The sequence below is a fragment of the Pseudoalteromonas sp. XMcav1-K genome (assembly GCF_044005875.1).
GTDB lineage: Bacteria > Pseudomonadota > Gammaproteobacteria > Enterobacterales > Alteromonadaceae > Pseudoalteromonas > Pseudoalteromonas spongiae.
The window spans coordinates 179,091-201,603 of sequence record NZ_JBIPJE010000045.1 but is presented as its reverse complement, the minus strand read 5'-3'; the positions used below and the strand labels follow the sequence as shown (position 1 = coordinate 201,603).

The window sequence follows — 22,513 nt, the reverse complement described above, 5'->3', positions numbered from 1 at the left end:
GTTTTCGCTATACCTTTACATGTTAAACTTTCTTAGTCTAGAAAGTTTAACAGCCTAAAATTTCATAACTGCCTAATATCACGTTAAAAATATTGAAAACCCACTCTGCATGAGTGATAATGCAAATCACTCTCATTACATGGATTTAATAATGTTTCGTTTTGGTGTTTATTTGTATTTCCTATTGTCAGGTGGGGTGTGTTTCGCCAGCACCGTTGGTAAGTCTCACGAATTTTTTCATTCAATTAAACTTAAAAAAGACCAATATATAACCGGAGAGTTTTCGTTTTCAAAGCCTTTTATTAAAGCAGAGTTAATTGACGAATATGAACGTTTAGTGCGGGTGTTAGCTAAGCAGCAGAACACCTTTAAACTGTATTTATTAGCACAAAGGGATCAGCAGTATAAAGTACGCGTAACCAGTTCTAATAAAAATTTAGCGACGATTAATCTCTCTGAGCCTATTTCACAACCTGCTGTGTCAGATAACGAAACGTTACTTAGTCCCACTATGCAATCGTTAATAACAAGGCTAAAAAGTAATAACAAGGTCAAGATAGTAGATGAATTTTGGCAAAACGTTGCGAAAGAGGGCACACCTTTAATTGAATATGAACAAACTGATGCGCTTGTAACATTTTTGTGGCGCGGCGCGCGTCATAATGTACGACTATTTGGCGCGCCTTTTGGCAGTCATCAAGATTTAGAAAAAATAAAAGGCACTGATATTTGGTTTAAAACGTATCGTTTACCAACAGACAGTTTGATTTCATATCAATTGGCACCGGATGTGCCGCATGTACCTAATCAACCTCGCGCTTCGCGAATTGCCATAATGGCCACGAAACAACAAGACCCGCTCAACCCGAAAACATGGCAATTTGATGGTACCGATAAATACACAACACATTCAATTTTAACATTAAAAGATACAAAACATTCGCCGTATTTACGCGATGTTTCAGAAAGTTTTTACAGCTTGACGCAGCACACTATCGAGAGTGTTCGTCTAAACAACACTCGCGATATCGCCGTATATAAACATAAAGATGCAACACCAATATCACCAACAATTTTGTTTTTCGACGGAAAAAATTATCAGTCAAAACTAAAAGTACCCAATACGCTAACCAACTTAGTAAACGACAAAAAAATCCCACCTGTTAATGCGGTATTCGTAAGCAATGTATCCAGAAAAACCAGAGGCCAGGAGCTACCACCAAATCCAGATTTTGCATGGTTTATGGCGAATGAACTTATGCCTTGGCTAGCAAAAAATGGATTATCACCAAGTGCACACAACACGGTTTTATCGGGCTCTAGTTTCGGTGGACTTGCGTCAATGTATGTTGCAATGCAATTCCCAGACGTATTTGGCAATGTGTTAAGTCAATCAGGCTCATTTTGGTGGTCGCCACGTGAAGGGAGTAAAGAGCAAACAGAACCGCAGTGGCTAACGCGTAAAATCGCTCGCGATCACTACAAAAAACTGTCGATTTACATGAACGCAGGAGTATTTGAAACAGGTTATTTCACAATTGATATTCTGGAAAGTAATCGCCATTTGCGTGATGTACTCAACGCAAAAGGCTATACGGTAAAGTACCACGAGTTCTCAGGGGGGCACGATTCTTATGTTTGGCGTAATGAATTGGCTGATGGACTGATTTATTTATTAACAAACAGGAAGATAATAAACGATGAGGTTAAATAAGCTTGCAGCATTTGTCAGTACATTACTCGTTAGTAATTACGTGTATGCGGACGACGCTCAAATTCATGATGTAATTGTAGTGACAGCAACGCAAGGTGAACAAACATTACTTAATGCACCAGCCTCGGTGAGTGTTATTGATTTTGAAGAAATCATCAAGATCCCAGCAACGGATATTACAACCAGCCTACAAGACGTAGTCGGGGTTAATGTACGCCGTTCTGGAAATGGTGAAGCATCCGTTAGTCTACGAGGGTTAGACCCGAGCTACACATTGTTACTGGTTAACGGCAAGCGAGTGAATTCACGCGAGGCATTAATTAGAGGCTCGTTTGATTTGTCGAGCATACCAATGACGGCAATCGAACGTGTTGAAATTGTTCGCGGCCCAATGTCAGCTATTTATGGTAGTGAAGCCATTGGTGGTGTAATTAACGTCATTCTAAAAGAAGCAAACAATGAATGGCAAACCAATGGTAATATTGACTACAGTATGCCAATCGATGGCGGCGGCGAGCTAGCACGAGTTGGTGTGTTTTCAAGTGGTGCTTTGATAGATGATAGGGTTTTAGCGACGTTCGGCGTGAACTGGAGCGATCGCAACCCTTGGCAACCAGATGATTCTGACTATGGAATTACCTCTAAGACAGAAAAACAACAACGTGCAGGCGTAAATACGAGTGTGTTATGGCATGTCACATCGCAAGATACGTTAAGCGCGAACCTTGAATACCTAGAAGAAGATAAAAGTTATAATTTATGGCAAGCGCCTGATGGCGCGTATGTCGCTAACTTTTATGAGAGTGAACGCGTTAATTTTGGTGTTAATTATGCGCGAGAATGGCAGTGGGGAAACAGTGAGTTTAACTACTATTTTGAGCAAACAGATATTCAAGAAGATAACGCTCGCTTAGCATTAACAACGGGAACGCAAACAAATCACAATGTAGATGGTCGAGCAGTATTTGGAAGCGAAAATCATTTGATCACAACGGGTTTTGATGTTTCTGATAATACACTAAGTCACCCTAGAGACTACGCAAAAGAAACCTCAAATACTCAGTTTGCAGCCTACATACAAGATGAATGGGCGCTTTCTGACGAAATGACTGCGACGTTTAGCGGGCGTGTTACCGATCACAGTGAGTTTGGGTCACATTTTAGTCCACGTGCGTATTTAGTGTATAACGCTAACAGTGATTTAACGTTTAAAGGCGGTGTCGGTACAGGGTTTAAAGCACCCGCAATGTGGCGCAGTAGTGCTGATTTTGCAACGATAAGTTGTGGTGGACGCTGTGTATTAGTTGGTAATCCCGATTTAGAACCTGAAAAGTCGGTGAGTTATGAGCTATCAGCAAGTTATCAAACTGATTTTGGCTTTGTTAGAGCAACCGTATTCAATAATGAGATTGAAGATATGATTGCACGCGACACCAGCACATTTGTCGGTGTAACACCAGATAACCAGCCAATGATCCAACATATCAATATCAATGAAGTGACGACAAAAGGCATTGAGTTCGATGTGCTTTGGCAGGTACTTGATACGTTAGATCTTAGTTTTAACTACAGCTATATTGATAGTGAAAACAAAAGTGACAACCTACCGTTAATTAAAACGCCAAAACACCAAGCAAATATAAAATTAAATTGGCAAGTTATTGAGTCACTCAGTACCTATGTCAATCTGAACTATATTGGTGAACAGTATATTGAAATGGCACCAACATGGCAGAAAACACCAGCAGATGGTTATGTCATGGTTGACTTAGGAAGCCGTTTTACACTGTCGCAAACAATTGCTTTTAGGGTGGGTATTACCAATTTATTCGATAAACGGATTGACCAAGACGCATTCGATTATGGATACGCCGAGGTAGGCAGAAGCGTTTTCGCAGGTGTAGATTTTAGCTTTTAAACTAAATGTAGTGCGTTAAAGCGCACCACATTCGTTATTGTTCAGGATGTTAAGTTGTTGCCGAGTTTCCCAAGCACCAATAGTAATAAAACAGTAGCAGAGTAGCTCTAAACCTTCTTGAATAATGGTTTTTACAACAAAGGCATCTTGGCTTACTACATCGCGCCAAAAGCTACCAGTACCAAAAATACGGCTAAAAATAATCAATACAATCACACCTACGATTACCTTGTTCATGGCAGGTACTCGCAGTAAGTTAATAAACTCGGTAAAGCCACTTTTACCTCGCTTTGAAAACAAAACTAACGTAACAAGCGTTGTAAGCATGGCGGGGTAAAACCAAAAACCATGAGTGATTTTGTCAAACCAAAAGTCGCACTCTCGTATTAACAGGGCGGTAAAAAAGCCAAAAACAAGTAAGCTGCCAGCACCAACATTTGGTGCCTTTATCATTTTGTAAAAGCACAGATTGATGCAAACAAGTGCTAAGCCTTGCAAGGTTTCGGTAAACGAAAGTTCAGGGATACCTTGTAAGAAATAATAATCTAAGCGAATGCTGACATTAACAATAAGACAGACAGCGATGATTGCGATTATGTAGTATAAATTCCATTTTATTACTGCATTATTTGTTTTTTGTGATGTCACAGAGACTAAAGTATTCACAATTAGCGTTCCTGCTATTAGTACGTAACAGGAGTGTAGGCCTAGAATTTAACGTGGTAAATATTACTTATGTAAGTCTTCGTCTAAAAGTGTAAGGGTCTGTAAGAAAAGGTTAAAGTAAGGTTAATAATGTAGCAATGTAAACCTGATTACTACATTAATCTAACCTTGTTAATAATTACACTAATTTACGCTGAAATAGTGCAACGGCTTGTTGATACATCTGTATTGCAAGTGCAGCGTCGTAACGTTCACCTTCGTCGCGCATAAACGCGTGTTGCGCATTAACTTCTTGCCATTGAAAATTGATGCCAGTTTGTTGGCAGGTTTGATAAATTTTTATACGTCCATCCACTGGAACATGTGGGTCTTGCTTGCCAAAGATAAAGTGAATTTCGCCTTTAATATCTGACATCCGTTCTAGCGAATTATTACCTGCTTTCGCTGGCAATGTATCACTATGAATATCCGTCGCATACAAACAAAATGCCGCTTTAATATTAGGGTTTAACGCTGCGCGATAGGCAAGGTGGCCGCCAATACACACGCCCATTGCGCCAACATTACCAGTGCAATTGGGTAATGCTTTAGCAAATTCAACTAAAGCAACTGTATCACTATCATGCGATTCAAGTGGCTTGTTCCATTTATCTTGATTACCTTTATCTTTACCTGCGTCATCGTAGGCAAGTACGGTACCGATTGGGTTTAGCTCGTGAAATACCTCAGGCAATAAAACATGAAATCCATGGCTCGCTAAAATGGCTGCAGAACGCGCTATTGGCGCAGTTTTTTGAAAAATCTCGGAATAAAAAATGATGCAAGGGTAGCTGCCAGATTCAACAGGAGAATAACGATAAGTGCGCATAACACCTGTTGCAGTTTTAATATCGTGCTGGTGGTTTGAAATGATCATAGTAAGTTTAACAATTGAATTTGAATAGAATTGTAATTTTTTCTCGCAACAATTGCATATGAATTTAATTAACGAATAGGCTTTTCAAGTTCGCTAAAACCGTCATTTAGGGTATCAATTTTACTTTGCAATAACGCTTGTGCATCGTAAATACCTTGGTTGTAAAAGGCGGCTCCTAGTTCCTTTGCAATAAAGTCCAATAGAAAATCTGCATCAAATTGACCTAGTTCAACATCAAGTTCTTTATCAAAGTAATCTTGCAGTTTACTGATGCACTGTTGTTTATCGTGTTGGTTTAGTTTTATGGTCATAGTTGGCTAAGTTTGTAACTGTATGGCTGTTAATACTAAAGCGTGTTGCTCGCTACTGTCTATTGTTGCATCAGATTTTTGCCATTTAGCCAAAGGTAAGTAGTTGTAGTGTTTGTATTCTTTTCAAATACTCAATTAAAACGTATAAATTCTGAACAAACATAATACATTCACACGTAAAATTGTGTATTTAGTCGCAAACGGGTGTGTTTTTATGCGTAGACGTTTACAATAAATAGAAATAATTATCATTAATGTAAAGTGAGATAGCTATGTGTGTCGTGCGCGTAAGGTTAGCCTTAGCCTTTATTGTTTTATCTTTTAACACTTCGTTGCTAACAGCAAAGGAAATTGCCGTTGATTTAATTTACCCCCAAGTAAATCAATTCGCAGAGCAACTGTCGCTGTCGGGCACGATTAAATCAAAGCAAGATGCCAAAGTAACTGTATTGCAACAAGGTGTTGTAGCAAAGCTATTTGTAGAGGCGGGCGACCACGTAAGCGCTGGTGATACATTACTTGAATTAAACAGCAGTATTGCAAAAGCCCAGTATCAGCAAGCGTTAGCAAGCTTAGAGGCAAGCGAAATAGCCTATCAAGAAGCGGAGCGTTTGTACCAAGAAGTAATTAAACTGTCAAAGCAACAGGTGGTTGCAAAAACATTAATTGCTGAGCGTAAAGCAACACGTGCAAAAGCGTTAGCTTCTCTGTCTCAAGCTAAGGCGTTGCTTGCTGAGCGAAAAGAAATTGTAAATCGACATACGCTTCATGCGCCATTTTCAGGTGTTATTGTTAATCGCTTTGCGGAGGTGGGTGAATGGGTAACGCCACAAGCCACTGTTTTTTCGTTAGTTGCAAACGACAAATTACGACTTGAACTTGAAATTCCACAAGAATATTACGCCAATTTTAAGCAAACGAATTTAGTTGCGAACATCACACCAGATTTACAACACGCAAGCCAATTTAAAGCGAGTATCTCTAATGTTGTTGGCGCAACAAGTGAATTATCACGTACCTTTAAAGTATTTATTGATATTGATAAATCAATCGCACTGATTCCGGGTATTTCAGCAACAGCAACAATAGCACTCCAGCAATCAGCACAAGAAAAACTCTGGCTGCCAAAAACGGCATTAAAGCACCACCCAGATGGCGGATACAGTGTGTTTTCCGTGACCGACAACGTAGCTAAACGTCATATCGTTAATGTGATCGCAGAGCAAGCAGAACGCATTGCCGTCACAAATGCACCGAGTAATCATGCGTTTGTAATGAGTGGTGTTGAAGCGCTTAGCGATGGTTTAAAAGTAACGGTAAGATCAGTTAAGGGAAGTGCGCAATGATCACAGCGGCAGTAAAACGCGGCACGTTAGTTGCGGTTTGTGTACTGATCACCAGCATATTGGGATTAGTAACCGCGCTTAACATTCCGGTGCAAATGATCCCCGATCTTGAAGTCAGAACTATTACTGTGCAAACCGGTTGGCCTGGTGCGACACCACAGGATGTAGAAAAAGAAATCATTATTGAACAAGAACGCTATTTACGCGGCCTTGCGAACCTGTCACGTATGGTGTCTTACAGCGAAATGGGCTCTGCTAGCATTGAATTAGAGTTTCCATTTGGTGTAGATGCCAACGATGCACTTATTCGAGTTAACAACGCCCTAAGTCAAGTTCCTGCATATCCTGAGAACGTTGACCAACCGCGACTGTTTTCGAGCTCGTTTTCCGGCAATGCGTTTATGTATTTTACGCTCAAACCATTGTCGGGTAACCCACTTGAGTTAGATGTCGATTTGCTACGCGACTTTGCTGAAGACTATGTGCGACCCCGCATGGAAAGTGTTTCGGGTGTTTCCGAAGTGCGAGTGGGTGGCGGTGCGCAAAGGCAAATTCAAATTAAAGTGAACGCACATCGATTAGCACAACGCGGGATTAGTTTACCAGAATTAAGAACCGCAATTCGTAGCCGTAACAAAGATGCCTCAGCGGGTGATATTGAGTCAGGAACAAGCCGTTATTTGCTGCGTGTAGTATCGCGCTTTGAAAGCTTAAACGAGTTAGAAAACCTGATTATTGCACGTAAAAATGGTGCAAATATTTTGCTAAAAGAAGTGGCTAGCGTAACGCTTGACCATTTTGAAACACGTGGTATGTCTTTTTCCGATGGCGAACGTACATTAAGTTTATCGGTGCGCCGTGAAAGTGGCTCAAACGTACTAGCAATTAAAGATGCGATGTTACCGATTGTCGCTGAGCTCAATCAACAACTGTTGAGTCAAAATGGCCTAGAGTTAAAATTGATGAGCGACGATGTGAAATACGTGCGTAGCTCATTAAAAAATGTTTGGGTAAACTTGGCATTAGGTGGCTTGCTTGCAACCTTAGTCATGTATTTTTTCTTGCGTTCAGGTCGCGCCACTTTGGTGGGTATTATTGGTATTCCACTTTGTACCATCGCTGCGTTTTTAGCGCTGAGTTTATTTGGCCGCACGATTAATGTTATTTCTCTTGCTGGTGTGGCATTCGCAATTGGTATGACGGTGGATAACACCATTGTAGTGCTAGAGGCGATTGTGCAAGCAAAGGTTAATGGCACCAGTAAACGCGACGCCGCAATTAACGGGGTAAAAGAAGTATGGCCAGCAGTACTTGCATCAACAGCAACTACTGTCATGGTCTTTGCGCCAATTTTATTTGTGCAACAAGAAGCCGGTCAGCTTTATTCTGATATCGCTATCGCGATTTCAGGTGCCATTATTGCGTCTATGTTGGTTGCGATATTTATTGTCCCTACGGCTATTGCCAATATAGGTAAAAAACAAGAACTCAGTGAAGGTAAGCAGCTGCAACTGTCAAACAAGTGGCTAAAACCAGCAGCATGGCTCAGCAAATCAACAAAACGCGCGCGTATTGCTGTTGCCGTTTTCGCCGTAGGTATTTTGGGTAGTGCACTTTGGTTTATGCCAGCGGCAGAATATTTGCCTGAAGGAGAAGAACCAAAAGCGTTTTCTATGATGATTGCGCCGCCAAGTTACAACTTATCTGAAATGCAAAAAATCGGTAAAGAATTACGGGAATATTTTGATGGATATATTCACGCCGATAGCGCCGATTTTATTGCCGGTAAAGAGATGATGCCACCGCTTGATTATTACTCGATGTCGGTATCGGTGGGGCGTATTTGGTTTTTAAGCGCACCGGTAAATCCAGATCATATCAATCAAATGATGGAAGCGGTAACCGATAAGTTCCGCTCTTATCCGAATATGCGTGCATTTAGTTCGCGCGGTTCAATTATATCAAGCAATGATGGCGGTACGCGTGCAGTTGCTGTGGATATTGCTGGCAGTAATATTATTGATTTATACGGCGCGGCAGAAGCCGTTTATGAGCAAGCCAATGTGGTGTTTGATAAGCCACAAATAAACTCAGATCCCGGCTCGTTAGCGCTTGAGCAGCCGTTAGTTGAAATTAAACCGCGTTGGCAGCGTTTAGCCGAACTAGGTATTAATAACAGTGACTTTGGCTATGCAATCGCGGCAATGAGCGATGGTGCCTATGTAGACGAGTTTATTCTAAACGATGACAAAATTGACATGTTTTTGTTTAGCGGTGCTGGCAATCGCCAAAATATGGCGGAGCTTGCCAGCTCTCCAATAGTAACGCCTTCGGGTAATATTTTACCGCTTCACGCTTTGGCTGATTTAACCAATTCAAACAACAGCAACTCAATTCGTCGTGTTGATGGTAATCGTACTGTGACTGTGTACATTATTCCGCCGCGAGATGTTGCCCTAGAAACAGCGGAACAATTAGTGCGCAATGAGTTGTTACCAGCCCTTTGGCAGCAAGGTAAAATCGCGCAAGGCATAAAAGTGAATATTAGTGGCGCAGCTGATCAATTAGAAGCAACAAAAGAGGCGCTTTCAAGTAACTTTATTATTGCCTTGGCACTGAGTTACTTGTTATTGGTAGCCATATTTACACATTGGCGCTATCCGTTATTTATTTTGGCAACAGTACCATTAGGCATGGCTGGCGGCTTATTAGGTCTTGTGCTTGTTAACGGGGTAAATAGCGTGTTAGGCAGTATTGGTTTAAGTAGTTATCACCAACCATTTGATATGATCACCATGTTAGGCTTTTTAATTTTGCTTGGCACTGTGGTTAACAATCCAATTCTTATTGTTGATCAAACCCGCCGTTTTGTTATAGAACAGGGGTTAAGTGTAAAGCAAGCGGTTGAACAAGCACTCGAAAAACGTTTAATGCCAATTCTTATGTCTACTGCTACTACCTTATTTGGTCTAGCGCCGCTTGTGTTAATCCCTGGGGATGGCACAGAGCTTTACCGCGGGGTAGGTGTGATTGTGATGAGTGGTATTTTGGTTTCTACAATACTTACGCTGACATTCTTACCCGCATTACTTGTTGCTGTGGTAAAAGAAAAACAATAAACCATTTGCGTAATTGTGTTGTGTTTATAAAAGGCCCGATTTTTCAGGGCCTTTTTTTTGTGCTTTGGCAATTGGTTTACTGCGCGTTAACGGGTAAAGTCTAAACCATACCAATCTAGCTATCTAAAACCATGTCATTAGAGCGTTATATATCGTTTCGTAAGTCTGATGTTGTGAGCATGTGTCAAACACTGCTACCAAATGATAAACACGCATCATTTAAGGAGTTTGCAGAACTTTTTTCTAGCATTATTCATTTTGAATACCATAAACGGTTGGAATTATTGAAAGATAATTATGCGCCGTTTAACCCCAACGCTGATACGCGTGCTTTAGTACCGTTATCTGAAAACGATAAACACACGTGCCAAAAACGTTTCGCGCAGGCCTTTAGCGATATTCTAAACGCGGCTAATTTTGAGCGGATAACCGACCAAGATTTAAAAGACGCGTTAAGCGAAGAGTCACTTTTTAAAGTAAGGCTTGAGGTGGCGTTTGATGATTTTGCTGAAGTGGTTTTTTACCGCCGCGGCGCCTCTCAAAAAGATGAAACATTACGCACTTGGTGGGGGCTAAAAAAACAAGCTATTCGTTTTACCAATTATGAGCGAGTTGCGGTGTTTATCCGTTTTAAAGATGAAGCATACTTTCAACACGCTAAAAAACGCCGTTAGGATTTGAGCCCGGTTCAACCATTATTAAGCTGTTTCAAAACGTACCAAAGGCTGATTTAGAAATGTTGTTTCCTAATAGCGAAGTACGCATGAGGCCAATAGATAAAGTGATCATCAGTGCATCAGCCGCTGTTGGCGGCGCCGTTGTCTTGGTAACCAAATTGGGCGCATCGATTATTTTACTGGTTGCGCTGTTATCGTATTGGTTAGGATTACGAAGTGAAGGCGTGGAGTTTAGTCAACAACATTTAATCAGTCTTGGACTTGGTTTAGGAGTATTTGGCAGCTTTATTTTTAAAGAATGGACTAAATTTAAAAATCGAAAAATTAAGTTTATGAAAGCGTTATCAGATAACCTTTATTTTAAAAACTTAGACAACAATGCAGGTGTATTTCATACACTAGTCGACGCGGCAGAAGAAGAGGACTGTAAAGAAGCGATTATTGCATATAGCTTTTTACTCAATGCTGGCAAACCGCAAAGCGCAGACGAATTAGACAGCGCAATCGAAAGCTGGTTTGAACATAATTATCAATGTACCTTAGATTTTGAAATTAGCGATGCGTTATTAAAGTTAGAACGTTTTAAACTCGTTTCAAAACAAAAAGACGGGTATACCGCGTTGCCTCTTAAAGATGCCAAAACGCAATTAGATGATTTATGGGATAACTTTTTTCAATATTAAGTGTCAAAACACATAATGTGTTTTAGTGTTTGTAATTTCGCTTTATAAAACTGGTTTAGGAGTATGTACAGTGATATCCCATTTAAAATCTTTACTATCTAAATTTAACGACACCTCGATAGAGCGCACTGCAATCGACTTTGAAACGGGCTTGGCGGCTTTACTTGTAGAGGTGATGCGTGCAGATGGCAAAGTGCTAACTGAAGAATTAGAAAATATTCAAAATACATTGATTCATTATTGTGAATTAGAACTGGATGCTGCAAGCCGCTTATTAACAAAAGCAAAGCAATTGGTTGAACAAGCCATTGATCTATATTCGTTTGTTAACGTAGTGAACGAACATACTAGCGATATTGAACGCATTGAGATTATAGAGCTGCTATGGCAAGTGGCATTTGCTGATGGTCAAATTGATGGGCAAGAAGATCATGTTATTCGTAAAATCGCCGGTCTAATGTATGTTACCCATGCTGACTTTATTCAGGCCAAGATTAATGTTGATGAGAGCAGAAAACAGTAAATTTGTGCGAACCATAAACTTATACAAAGCGGTTTTATGCGTTTTCGCCTTTAGTGCATACGGCGCAGAAACTGTCACGCTCCATAACTCAGATACACAAGTGACGTATAAAAATTTGTCATCGCTTTCAATGTCTCACCAAACAAAGGTAAAAGCGTGGCTAAATTTTGGCATTAATGCCAATAAGCGTGTGTTGGGTTTACCGAGGCAAGCGCATTACTACTTTGATTTAAATGCCCGTTACTTTGCCACCGAACCCGTACCCTGGGCGCGTATTAATAGAGGTGATTTTGATACCGTTGAGCTTCACTTTTATCGTTATGCGTCGCTTATGAGCTTAAAACGTGATTGGACCTTGTATCATGAACTCTCTCATCTTTATCATCCGCTATTTGATTACAAAGATTTTTGGCTTGCCGAGGGATTGGCGACTTACTTACAAAATCGCGTTATGTTGCACAATCAACTGATCAGTCGTGATGAATTTATCCACCGCATTAGTGCGGGATTACAGCGCGGTAAACTTAATACTAAACAAAATAAAGGCCAATTAAATAACGTAAGTGAAAATATGTGGCAACTCAATGCGTATCAGCGGGTTTATTGGACCGGTGTTGCGTTTTTTATTGAAGCTGAATCTCAATTGAAAGCGCAAGATAAATCTGCTTTAGTGTCTCTAATCAAGCAGTATCAAATGTGCTGTCGTGAAAACGAGCAATATGCGAGTGATCAGCAAGCCAAACAGTTTTTGCAATCGCTCGATAGATTATCACGCTCAGGTATTTTTACGTCGCTTTACCGCCGTTATCAAACACGGGAAGATTTTCCGGCAATTTCAAAATCGCAAATAGCTTCGCTAATTACGCCTTTTACACCTAAATCGCAATTGCAATAAGTAAGTTCATTTAAGGTTAACTTTTAACCTGCTAATTTTTCTTTTGAAAGTGTGTAAATAAAATGCGTTTTAGGAAAACTAAGATGAATATGCAATTAAGCCATGAAGAATTAACCATGTTATTGGGTGATAACAATCATGTTGATACTATGAATGTTGAGCAAAATGACGAACTGTCATCGCTTATTACACGTTTTGAAGGGTTACAGTTGGAGTTACACAATCTATTGTGTTGCAGCGTTGAAAAAGGCGATAAAGCGTTATTGTTACAACAACTTAATCGCCTGACAATATTAAATGATGAATTTATAAATGAACTTAATCACTAACTATTTAGCGAGCACTTCAGTCATTTGTGAACTCATTTGATAGTCACTTTGATGTACGCTTGATAGTAAATGCCATTCGCTATGCGCTTTTTCAGCGGTAAATGTTACTGTCATAAAACCACGCTGATGAATATTGGCATATTCAAGGTCGTCAACTAACAATTTAAGCGCTTCCGCAAATTGTAATGCCATTTGCTCCGGTAATTGTAGGTAGTATTCAAGTCCTGGCGAGGTTACAGAGCTTGTTGCAAACTCATAGCCACACACATTACCTTTCCCGTCTTTTAGCTGTCCACCCCACGCATTGTGAGTATCACCCGCAAGCGCAATTAAATTCTTATTAAATTCATTGGCCGTTTGTAAAATTAACTCGCGTTCAACTGGGTAGCCATCCCATGCATCTAGATTGTATGGTGCCAAAGTGGTAACGCGGGCTTTTTCCATTTCTGTTAGGGTTGGATCGCCTGCCAGCAATCGACCTTTAATTTGCGCAAGCTCTGTTAGTGTTTGTGCTGTTTGTGCACTTGGGTTAGCCAGTTCAGCAAGTAACTCTGCTGGAATATGCATACGGTTCATTAATACTTGCTGGCCAAGCACTTGCCATGTTGCGTTTGAGTTAATCATGCCATCTTGCAGCCAAATTAATTGGTCAGTACCAATTAGCTTTTGTGTTGGTTCGATTAAATCTAAGATAAAGCGGTTACTATCAATTTGACCTGTTACTGGATCAATGTAGTTTGCATAATCTAACGGTTTTGCGCGACTTTCATGGCGGGTGTCTAGCATATAAAGTGATACTAGATCACCATATTCAAATTGGCGATACAAACTTTCAGTTTGCCCCTTTACGTATGGACGAATTGGCATCCATTCAAAATAGGCTTGTAATGCGGCAAGCTTACGTGCTGTAAAATCACCTTCACCATCGTTGTGGTTTTCCGCACCGTTTTTAAATGAATCATTGGCAACTTCATGGTCATCCCATACCGCAATAAATGGGCTATTGGCATGAAGCTGTTGTAATGATGTATCACTGCGATAAAGTGCGTAACGTTTACGGTAGTCTTCTAGGGTGATAATTTCGCCCGCATTATCGTCAGCTAGTTCACGGCCAAGCGCTTGTGCATTTTCTGTGGCATAGCCGCCCATACCGTATTCGTAAATGTAGTCGCCAAGGTGTAATACTGCGTCAATATCCGTTAACTTGGCCGCTTCTGCGTAAGCGTGGAAATAACCTGCAGGGTAGTTTGCACACGACATTACAGCAAATTTAACCGAATCAACCGAACCTTGTGGCAGGGTTTTGAATTGACCTGTTGGTGATACTTCATTTTCGGTGACAAAACGATAATAGTACTTACTACCCGCGTTAAGGCCTGCAAAGTCAATTTTTACTGTGTAGTCGTTTGATGCTAATGCAACAACGCTTTGTTGCACTCGGTTAATGTCAAAATTTTCGTCATCAGCGATTTGCAGCGTTAAATTAACCCCTTGTGGTGCGCCACTTGGGGTTACGCGTGTCCAAAGGATTATTGCATCACTAAGTGGGTCGCCACTGGCAACACCATGATTAAAATTAATCGCAAAATCGTTTTCAGCAAGCTTGTTATCGTCGTCGCTATTACAACCAGTAAGTGACATCGCAATTGTCGCGGCGCCAAGACCATACATAGAGGCTTTTAAAAAATTTCGGCGTGAGAAGTTGTGACTCATAAGGTGACCTTTTGTTTTTTTTATTATCATAGCTACCATATATGACAAAATTAGGTCTGGTCAAACCTCCAACCACCTCATTGTTAATGGATGTAACAATTTTATTATAAAACTCCTTAGCTTATTGAGATAACAAGATAACAATTCTTAAAACTACTGTTAGAACGATAACTTTTTGATGTGTCGTCAACTATAAAATTGTATTACGTTGCACGTTATTTAGCGTTGCTCTGGTAAAACAGTGTATAAAACTTCGTTTACTTCATCGCTGTGAATACTAACTAAATACGCACAACCCAATACGCAACTCTCATTATACCTTTGACTTTATTTATACGGTTTTGGGGGTAACAACAGACAGCGTTACCTAGCCAATGAATTGACTACAGTTCAAAGAACAAAACTGGTTGCCAATCGCGTCTATCTGTTTTAATTGCTTTCTTAGAATTGAATTCAGCGCCAAACATTTCTTGTACGCCATATGGGGCATATTCAGATGAATGCCATAATAGTACGCTTACGTGTTTATACTTATAATTGAAAATACGAATTTTGTTCAGTTTTTCGATATGATTCGTTAAGTTAAGTAATTTTAATAGTCGATAAGTACGCATTTAGATATAGAAGTACGTACTGTAATTTCAAAGTTCACACTTATACCGTTAGCTATTTAGGAAAGTAATACTAGGGCGGGCGTACCCTTAAAGCTGCTCAAAGCAAAAGGAAGTGAATATGTTTTACAAACCAAGCAAGGTTGCAATTTTCCCACAGGTTATAAAAAGTCTTGCTGTCACAGCAATGCTTGGGTTTTTAACTGCGTGTGGCGCAACTTCAGGTGGTAATAGGGAACCATTACTTACAGATTCAAATAGTAAATTACCGTATGTTGATGCAGGTCCAGACCAAACTGTCAAAGTTCAATCAAACATTACGCTTAGCGGTAGCGGTTCTGACCGTGATGGCTCGATCGCGAGTTACCAATGGACGCAAACATCAGGCAAAGCGGTTATTATTGATAATCCAAATCGTCCAGATATTTCATTTCGTGCTCCAAAAGGCATTACCGAGCAGCAAATCACTTTACAACTTACCGTTACGGATAATGAGGGTGCGACTAACTCTGATTCATTAGCTATAACTGTCGTTCCCATGACACCAGAAGAAGCTGCATTAGCGCTTGATAACGCACTTAAAAAAATTGGACATTTAGTAAACGTAGTCACCTTACCGCCTTACCCTGATGAAAAGCAAGCGGTAGCGACAGTTGAAGGAATAGACATTAATAATAATGGCACCAGAGACGATTTAGAACATATCATTTATCAGGGTATGAACTTGCTTGATGGTGTTACGTTAGATACATATAACCATATGATATACATCATAAATATGATTCAGCCATCGGATAAGGCAGTGGAAAATAGCATTAGTAAAGTGGCAATTTATTGTTCTTACCAAGCGTTGCCTGAAAATGTAAAAAAGGAAATGCCTTTAGGGTTCGTGTATATGATCGTACTTGATACACAAGCGCGAAAAACAGCGCATTATCGTTCGGTGATGTCAGCGCCGCGGAATTTAGGCCCTGAATTATGTGTATCAGCGTAACAAAGCGCTTAGTCATTAAAAAAGGTTTTATCGAGGCTTACCCTTAAAGGTGCTCAAAGCAAAAGGAAGTGAATATGTTTTACAAATCAAGCAAGGTTGGTATTTCCCCAAACATTAGAAAATACTTTGCAGTAGCTTTGACGCTTGTGTTCTTATCAGCATGTGACGTTACTTCACATTATAATGGGGAACCATTACTTATAGATTCAAATAGTAAATTACCGTATGTTGATGCTGGTCCAGACCAAACTGTCAAAGTTCAATCAAACATTACGCTTAGCGGTAGCGGTTCTGATAGTGATGGCTCGATAGTAAGTTACCAATGGACGCAAATATCAGGCAAAGCGGTTATTATTGATAATCCAAATCGTCCAGATATTTCATTTCGTGCTCCAAAAGGCATTACCGAGCAGCAAATCACTTTACAACTTACCGTAACGGATAATGAGGGTGCGACTAACTCGGATTCATTAATTATTACTGTTGTACCAATGACCCCAGAAGAAGCGGGGTTAGCACTTAGAAAGGCGCTTAAGGACGCCGGCTATTTAGCCAAAGTTGTTACCTTACCGCCTAAACCCGATAGAGAGTTTGCAATAGTCACAATTGAAGGCATAGACACCAATAATAATGGCACCAGAGATGATTTAGAACATATCACCTATCAGGGTTTGAATATGTTAAAAGGGGTTAATTTAGGTACATATAACCACATGATATCTATTATAAATATGATACAGCCGCCAGCTGAAGCAGTGGAGAATAGCATTAATAAAGTGGCCATTTATTGTTCTTACCAAGCGTTGCCCGAAAATGTAAAAAAGAAAATGCCTTTAAGGTTTGTGTACATGATTGTACTCGATACACAAGCGCGAAAAACTGCGCATTATCGTTCGGTGATGTCAGCGCCGCGGAATTTAGACCCTGAATTATGTGCATCAGCGTAATAAAGCGCTTTTACGTTTTTATTTTTGCATCATGGCTCACGTTTAACACCGAACCAATTGAAGATCTGTTTAAGTGTGAAAACGCTAGCATAAAAGGATTTAGCACAATTGTGGTGTATTTAGATGTATCATCAATTAACTGGAGTATACGTAACGGACCATAATATGCTCTACCGCTAGAACTTTCAGTTAAAAAAAGCGCACTTTTATTAACGTGCGCTTTTATTGATAACGTTACGAAGATTATTCGATTACAAAATCGTAATTACTTGGTCTTTTGCTAAACGTGATTTTGGTAAAGTGGCGTTGTAATCTTCGCTTTCTTCATGGTAACCAATCGCAAGCGCAACTTCACAAACGTAACCGTTTAACTCATCGGCAAATAATTCGCTGATCATGTCTTTATCAACGCCTTCCATTGGTGTTGAATCAATACCTAGACGCGCTACTGTGTGCATTGTATTACCCAGTGCAATGTAAGTTTGCGCCTTAGTCCAATGTGCGTTGTTACCATGTTCGTCCGTATTTAAATCAACAAATGCAAACGCACCGAACGCTTGTTCTTTATTTTCAGCTAATGTACGGCCATTTTTTATATCAGTATCAATCACCTTTTCATAATCGCTGCGGGCATATTTAGGGTTATAAGCGAATAGTAACGTATGAGATGCTGCCTTGATGTGAGGCTGATTAAACTGGAACTTGTTAACAAATGTTTGATGCATGCGTTGTTTCGCTTCATCAGAACTAATCACAATAATTTTCCAAGGCTGTGAGTTAATTGACGATGGTGATAAGCGAATAGCTTCTAAAATGATATCTAAATCTGATTGTGAAATTTTTTTACTCGCATCATAGCGTTTACTTGTATAACGACGATTTAGGTCAGTAATAATTGGGTGTGTCATTGATTGCTCCTAACAAACAAGATGCTGTTAAACTTGAGCCTATTGTAAAACTTGATTATTTAAATAAAAACAAGGTAATGTTTGAATCATTATCAAAAAATGTTAGTTAATATGTTAATAGCCGATTTAAAACTCATTTTAAAAATTGCTGAACTTAACAGTATTTCTGCTGCGGCAGTATCCCTTGATATGCAGGCGGCAACAGCCAGTGCGGCGTTAAAACGTGTTGAAGCTGAGCTTGGTGTGGAACTTTTTGTTCGTACTACCCGTCACTTGAGGCTGTCAAACGCCGGTGAGCGCTTTTTACCGCAATGCCAAGAAGCAATAAATTTACTCTCTATCGCCAAACAAAATATTAAAGCTGATAATAAAGACATTGAGGGCGAATTACGCGTTGCTTTATCGTCCGATTTAGGGCGAAACATTGTAATACCCTGGCTCGATGAACTACTTGATAGTTACCCAAATTTAAGTTTGCGCAGTCATATTAGTGACAGCAATATCGATTTTTATCGTGACTCAGTTGATTTGGCGCTTCGTTATGGCAAGCCAAGCGATACAAACTTATATGGCTTTAAAATTTGTAATATTCCAAAGCTACTGTGCGCAACGTCCGAATATTTAAGCCAAAATGGCGAACCAATTAAACCGTCTGATTTACAAGCGCATCAAGGGCTTTTTTATCAGCTACAAGATCGCATCAACGACACTTGGGAGTTTTTAGATAACGACAAGGTAATAAAAGTAAAAATGAAAGGTCGACGTGCGGCTAACGACGGAGATTTGGTGAGACGATGGTGTTTAAAAGGCAAAGGCCTTGCCGTTAAATCAGCGATAGATATTGCCGATGATCTGATTGAGGGCAGAGCAGTAACATTAATGCCTAAATTCCCCCATAAAAGTACCGAGTTGTGGCTTATTTGCCCAAGTAGACAATCAATTACCCCTGCTGTGCGATTAGTGCGAGATGAGTGCAGAAAACGCACTAAAGCGCTGCTGCAAAAACTGATAGATAAAGGAATATTGACGAAAAGCGTACTTGATTAGGTATGTAAGTTAAAAAGAAAATTACGTTTAAACCTTTTTGATGGTGTGCTGCGACAAATAAAGTCAAAAGGGAGAATTACAATGAACAAATTAGTACACGCAATTTTTTTAACGTTATCTTTGTCGGCATGTGCGGAACAAGCCGTAGACTGTTCGGTATTTGACGAACAAGCAAAGTCAAAATACATCTTGCCATTTCAAAAAGGTGAATCCTATAAAGTAGAAGTTTCAACCGGCCATTACCGAGCAAGTAATGGTGGCGTAGGGTTGTATGCAGTTGATTTTAATATGCCTATAGGTACAACAATTGTTGCAGCCAGAGCGGGTGAGGTTGTAGCCGTTCGCGAGCAATTTGAAGATTGGAACGGGAAAGATTTAGCTGAGAATTTTGTCTTTATTAAGCATGCTGATGGCACTGTTGCGCGTTATTTTCACCTAACTCATTTAGGCGCTTTGGTAGAAGAAGGTGAGCAGGTAAAACAAGGTCAAATCATTGCTAAAAGTGGTAACACTGGGCAATCGGGTGGGCCACATTTACATTTTGATGTGCAAACATGCGGGCCAAATTTACCACCACACTATAACCAAAAACCATGTGGACAAACGTTACCCGTCGTTTTTAAAAATACTAAGCCCCATCAATGCGGTATTGAAGCTGGAAACGTATACAAAGCGATATAGTACGTAATAAAAATGAATAACCACGACCTTGTCGCTGTGGTTATTCAAAAGTGGAATTTAGTTTAATTAGTCTTTTTGCGCCGCGATAACAGATACTTCAACTAATAACTCAGGGCGCGCCATTGCAGCTTCAACACAAGCTCTCGCAGGTGCATGACCTTCTGGTACCCATGCATCCCATACTTCGTTCATTTCTTTGAAATACTGCATGTCTTTAATGTATACAGTTGCGCTTAACATATGTTCGCGACTGCTACCTGACTCAATAAGTAATTCATCGACTTTATCGAGCATGGTTTGCGTTTGTTCTTTAATGCCTTTAGTGGCATCTGCGCATACCTGACCACATAAATAGACTGTTTTATTGTGAATTACGATGCGGCTCATGCGTTGTTTTGTTTGCATGCGTTGAATGGTCATATTGGTTCCTAAACCTTGGTGATATAAATTGGCAAAACTGTAGCAAAACAAACAGCTAATTAGTATTGAAAACGCAATGAAAGTTATAGGGTCTGTTGACCTTTCAAGTTCGTTTTTGCAGCAGTTTGATTGGGTTTTATACAAGGCAGAGGCTGCGTGGCATAGTTATTCTATGTGAGCCAGCCGATAACACAGTAGAAAAGGCAATCAAGCGCTGCCGAAAGGTTCTTTTGAGCGCACTTTTTTCATTGTTGCTCGATATTCGCTTAGATTACTAGGCCACACATCGAGCGCCGCGATAAAAGCACGCTCAAACAGAACAAAAATAGAACAGCAAAGATCAACAGACCCTAAAACATGGGTGTAGCTTATAACTGAATTGTTGTATATTAGTGGCTCAAATTAATAAGGCTAACTTAATGAAATTAAAATTTATCTTACTGTTTATTTTTACAACTTTGTGCTTTGGGGCTTTTGCAAATGAATCAAAACCAATGACAGAACAACAGCAAGAAAAGGCAATAAAAGAACTCAACGAACCGCTGTATCGTCCGCTTTTGGAGCGTTACGTATTAGACGAGCTTAAATCGTTACGACAAGACCAGCAAAAGCTGCGTGAAGACACAACAAAACAAATTACCCATACGGAATTAAGTGCAGCAGACAGAGCGCTTGATTATACCAATGACACCATAAACAATGTGATGTTTATTATCACTGCAACCGCTACAATTTTGATTTTGGTAGGTTGGAACTCGCTGCGCGATGTGAAAAACAAAGTAGAAAGCATTGTTAACGAACGGGTGAAAAGTATTACCGAAGAGTATGAAAGCCGTTTAGGTGTACTTGAAAGTGAATTAAAAGAACGCTCAGAAGAGATCATTAATAACCATCGGAAAATTACCATTACCAATGAAGTACATTCGCTATGGATGCGTGCAACATTGGAAAGCGATGTTAATTCGAAAATCGAAATTTACGATGAAATTTTAAAACGCAAACCTGATGATGTAGAAGCGATTACCTATAAAGCTGATGCATTGTTGGAGCAAGGTAAAACAGTTAAAGCAATTGCGCTTTGTAATCAAGCAATTGAAGAAGAAGAAGATTATGGTTATGCCTATTGGCAGCGTGCGTGTGCCTATGCACAAGAAAATCGCTTAAGTGATTCAATGGATGATTTGCATATGGCGCTTAAGCTATCACCAAATTTAAAGAACGAGCTAGTAAACGAAGTCGCGTTTGAAAACTTACAAGTATTACCTGCATTCTTGAAATTATTGGACGACGCCGGTGTAAAACTGGGTGAATAATCGCAATTAGCATTCGCTTATTTACGCGATATCAGTTTGGGAAATTGTTAATCTGATATCGCGTTAGCCGATAAAACTACTCAAAAATCTGAGCCTACTTTATCTCACTTTGTTAGCTAGGTTGAATACTTACGACCATCATTGCAATTGGGCAAACTAGGCCAATAAGCCATACGCTTGAACGTAACACATGCCAATTTACGTAGTAACACACACAGTATAAAACCCGTGCAATCAAATAAATAATTGCCAGCGTTTCAGTTGTAGCTGTGATGGTGTTAGAAGCAAAAACAACAACTAGTGCAATAGTAAAAATAAGTAATGACTCAAAGCTGTTCTGATGTGCGGCTAATGCGCGTGCACCAAATCCGGTAAGCTTACTTTGTTGTGCGCGTGGATGGCGATTGTCATAGCCATCGAGCTTGTTCATTGCAATTGCGACAGGTGCTTTTGCTAAATAAGGAAGTAAGGCGGCAATAATGGCGCAAACGATGAGTGTATTCATAGTTACTCTTTAATAAATGTGATGTTAGTGACACCCAGCTTTCGAAAGTATTCATCTCTAAAGTTACGAATTGCCGCTTTGTCTTTTGCGTACAACGTTACTTGATGCTCCATTTTGGAATACTCCGCAATATCAAATCCTTCTGCTGCGGCGATTGCCTCAAACATTGAATTATATTTGTCTTGTGCGAAGTTAATTAACTTTTGCTGCTGGTTATATGTGTATTGAATTTTCTTAGCCATGTTAAACCTAAGGAATAAATTTACCTGCATTGTAC

The 22,513-nt window shown here is 39.9% G+C and carries 20 protein-coding genes and 1 pseudogene; 13 read left to right on the top strand and 8 right to left on the bottom strand.

Going from position 1 to position 22,513, the window contains the following annotated elements:
* Window positions 1-151: 151 nt before the first annotated feature.
* Window positions 152-1,714, top strand: coding sequence for an alpha/beta hydrolase-fold protein (locus ACHSBP_RS13850; RefSeq protein ID WP_395389186.1), 1,563 nt, complete (start codon window positions 152-154; stop codon window positions 1,712-1,714).
* Complete coding sequence (locus tag ACHSBP_RS13845) at window positions 1,701-3,632, top strand: TonB-dependent receptor domain-containing protein (protein WP_395389185.1); 1,932 nt, start codon at window positions 1,701-1,703, stop codon at window positions 3,630-3,632. Before ACHSBP_RS13850 ends, ACHSBP_RS13845 begins: the two co-directional genes overlap by 14 nt.
* A gap of 15 nt (window positions 3,633-3,647) precedes the next feature.
* Here ACHSBP_RS13845 and ACHSBP_RS13840 read toward each other — a convergent pair whose 3' ends face one another.
* The 3 genes from ACHSBP_RS13840 to ACHSBP_RS13830 form a co-directional block, all read right to left on the bottom strand.
* Window positions 3,648-4,298, bottom strand: coding sequence for a hypothetical protein (locus ACHSBP_RS13840; RefSeq protein ID WP_395389184.1), 651 nt, complete (start codon window positions 4,296-4,298; stop codon window positions 3,648-3,650).
* Window positions 4,299-4,476: 178 nt separating this feature from the next.
* Entirely contained in the window at window positions 4,477-5,214 is a 738-nt protein-coding gene (locus tag ACHSBP_RS13835; RefSeq protein WP_395389183.1) for a dienelactone hydrolase family protein, read from the bottom strand.
* Window positions 5,215-5,282: 68 nt separating this feature from the next.
* Window positions 5,283-5,525: a DUF2164 domain-containing protein gene (locus tag ACHSBP_RS13830; protein WP_040642641.1), complete on the bottom strand. Its 243-nt coding sequence runs from the start codon at window positions 5,523-5,525 to the stop codon at window positions 5,283-5,285.
* Window positions 5,526-5,797: 272 nt separating this feature from the next.
* Between ACHSBP_RS13830 and ACHSBP_RS13825 the strand changes: the two genes are divergently transcribed.
* From ACHSBP_RS13825 to ACHSBP_RS13800, 6 genes and pseudogenes are all read left to right on the top strand, one after another.
* Window positions 5,798-6,871, top strand: coding sequence for an efflux RND transporter periplasmic adaptor subunit (locus ACHSBP_RS13825; protein ID WP_395389181.1), 1,074 nt, complete (start codon window positions 5,798-5,800; stop codon window positions 6,869-6,871).
* The gene (locus tag ACHSBP_RS13820; RefSeq protein ID WP_395389179.1) at window positions 6,868-9,990 is read left to right on the top strand and encodes an efflux RND transporter permease subunit; all 3,123 of its coding nucleotides are present in this window, start codon (window positions 6,868-6,870) and stop codon (window positions 9,988-9,990) included. The genes ACHSBP_RS13825 and ACHSBP_RS13820 overlap by 4 nt, the downstream gene beginning before the upstream one ends.
* A 131-nt stretch (window positions 9,991-10,121) precedes the next feature.
* Window positions 10,122-11,350, top strand: a pseudogene (locus tag ACHSBP_RS13815) (TMEM143 family protein).
* A gap of 70 nt (window positions 11,351-11,420) precedes the next feature.
* Window positions 11,421-11,873: a TerB family tellurite resistance protein gene (locus ACHSBP_RS13810; protein WP_395389177.1), complete on the top strand. Its 453-nt coding sequence runs from the start codon at window positions 11,421-11,423 to the stop codon at window positions 11,871-11,873.
* Between the two features lie 100 nt (window positions 11,874-11,973).
* Window positions 11,974-12,768: a hypothetical protein gene (locus tag ACHSBP_RS13805; protein WP_395389176.1), complete on the top strand. Its 795-nt coding sequence runs from the start codon at window positions 11,974-11,976 to the stop codon at window positions 12,766-12,768.
* A gap of 83 nt (window positions 12,769-12,851) precedes the next feature.
* Entirely contained in the window at window positions 12,852-13,097 is a 246-nt protein-coding gene (locus ACHSBP_RS13800) for a hypothetical protein (protein WP_395389175.1), read from the top strand.
* Here the strand turns inward: ACHSBP_RS13800 and ACHSBP_RS13795 are convergent, their stop codons facing one another.
* Window positions 13,098-14,810 carry an alkaline phosphatase gene (locus ACHSBP_RS13795; RefSeq protein WP_021033079.1) on the bottom strand — a complete coding sequence of 571 codons (1,713 nt, stop codon included), beginning with the start codon at window positions 14,808-14,810 and terminating at the stop codon, window positions 13,098-13,100.
* A 732-nt stretch (window positions 14,811-15,542) separates the two neighbouring features.
* Here ACHSBP_RS13795 and ACHSBP_RS13790 point away from each other — a divergent pair.
* Window positions 15,543-16,415, top strand: a complete 873-nt coding sequence (locus ACHSBP_RS13790; RefSeq protein WP_395389173.1) for a PKD domain-containing protein — start codon at window positions 15,543-15,545, stop codon at window positions 16,413-16,415.
* Window positions 16,416-16,489: 74 nt separating this feature from the next.
* The gene (locus ACHSBP_RS13785) at window positions 16,490-17,362 is read left to right on the top strand and encodes a PKD domain-containing protein (RefSeq protein ID WP_395389171.1); all 873 of its coding nucleotides are present in this window, start codon (window positions 16,490-16,492) and stop codon (window positions 17,360-17,362) included.
* 251 nt (window positions 17,363-17,613) lie between these two features.
* Here the strand turns inward: ACHSBP_RS13785 and ACHSBP_RS13780 are convergent, their stop codons facing one another.
* Window positions 17,614-18,270: a nitroreductase family protein gene (locus ACHSBP_RS13780; RefSeq protein ID WP_010559085.1), complete on the bottom strand. Its 657-nt coding sequence runs from the start codon at window positions 18,268-18,270 to the stop codon at window positions 17,614-17,616.
* Window positions 18,271-18,381: 111 nt separating this feature from the next.
* Between ACHSBP_RS13780 and ACHSBP_RS13775 the strand changes: the two genes are divergently transcribed.
* Window positions 18,382-19,317 (top strand): LysR family transcriptional regulator, encoded by a 936-nt coding sequence (locus tag ACHSBP_RS13775; protein WP_395389422.1) that lies wholly within the window; start codon window positions 18,382-18,384, stop codon window positions 19,315-19,317.
* A gap of 81 nt (window positions 19,318-19,398) precedes the next feature.
* On the top strand, window positions 19,399-19,998 hold the full coding sequence (locus ACHSBP_RS13770) for a M23 family metallopeptidase (protein WP_100915264.1): 600 nt from the start codon (window positions 19,399-19,401) through the stop codon (window positions 19,996-19,998).
* 66 nt (window positions 19,999-20,064) lie between these two features.
* Here ACHSBP_RS13770 and ACHSBP_RS13765 read toward each other — a convergent pair whose 3' ends face one another.
* A complete protein-coding gene (locus tag ACHSBP_RS13765) occupies window positions 20,065-20,418 on the bottom strand; it encodes a RidA family protein (protein ID WP_010559088.1) in 354 nt (117 codons plus the stop codon).
* Between the two features lie 419 nt (window positions 20,419-20,837).
* Here ACHSBP_RS13765 and ACHSBP_RS13760 point away from each other — a divergent pair, with 419 nt between their 5' ends.
* A complete protein-coding gene (locus ACHSBP_RS13760; protein WP_010559089.1) occupies window positions 20,838-21,731 on the top strand; it encodes a tetratricopeptide repeat protein in 894 nt (297 codons plus the stop codon).
* 112 nt (window positions 21,732-21,843) lie between these two features.
* Here the strand turns inward: ACHSBP_RS13760 and ACHSBP_RS13755 are convergent, their stop codons facing one another.
* Window positions 21,844-22,236: an MAPEG family protein gene (locus ACHSBP_RS13755; protein ID WP_010559090.1), complete on the bottom strand. Its 393-nt coding sequence runs from the start codon at window positions 22,234-22,236 to the stop codon at window positions 21,844-21,846.
* Window positions 22,237-22,238: 2 nt separating this feature from the next.
* On the bottom strand, window positions 22,239-22,478 hold the full coding sequence (locus tag ACHSBP_RS13750) for a DUF2960 family protein (RefSeq protein ID WP_054978849.1): 240 nt from the start codon (window positions 22,476-22,478) through the stop codon (window positions 22,239-22,241).
* Window positions 22,479-22,513: the final 35 nt, after the last annotated feature.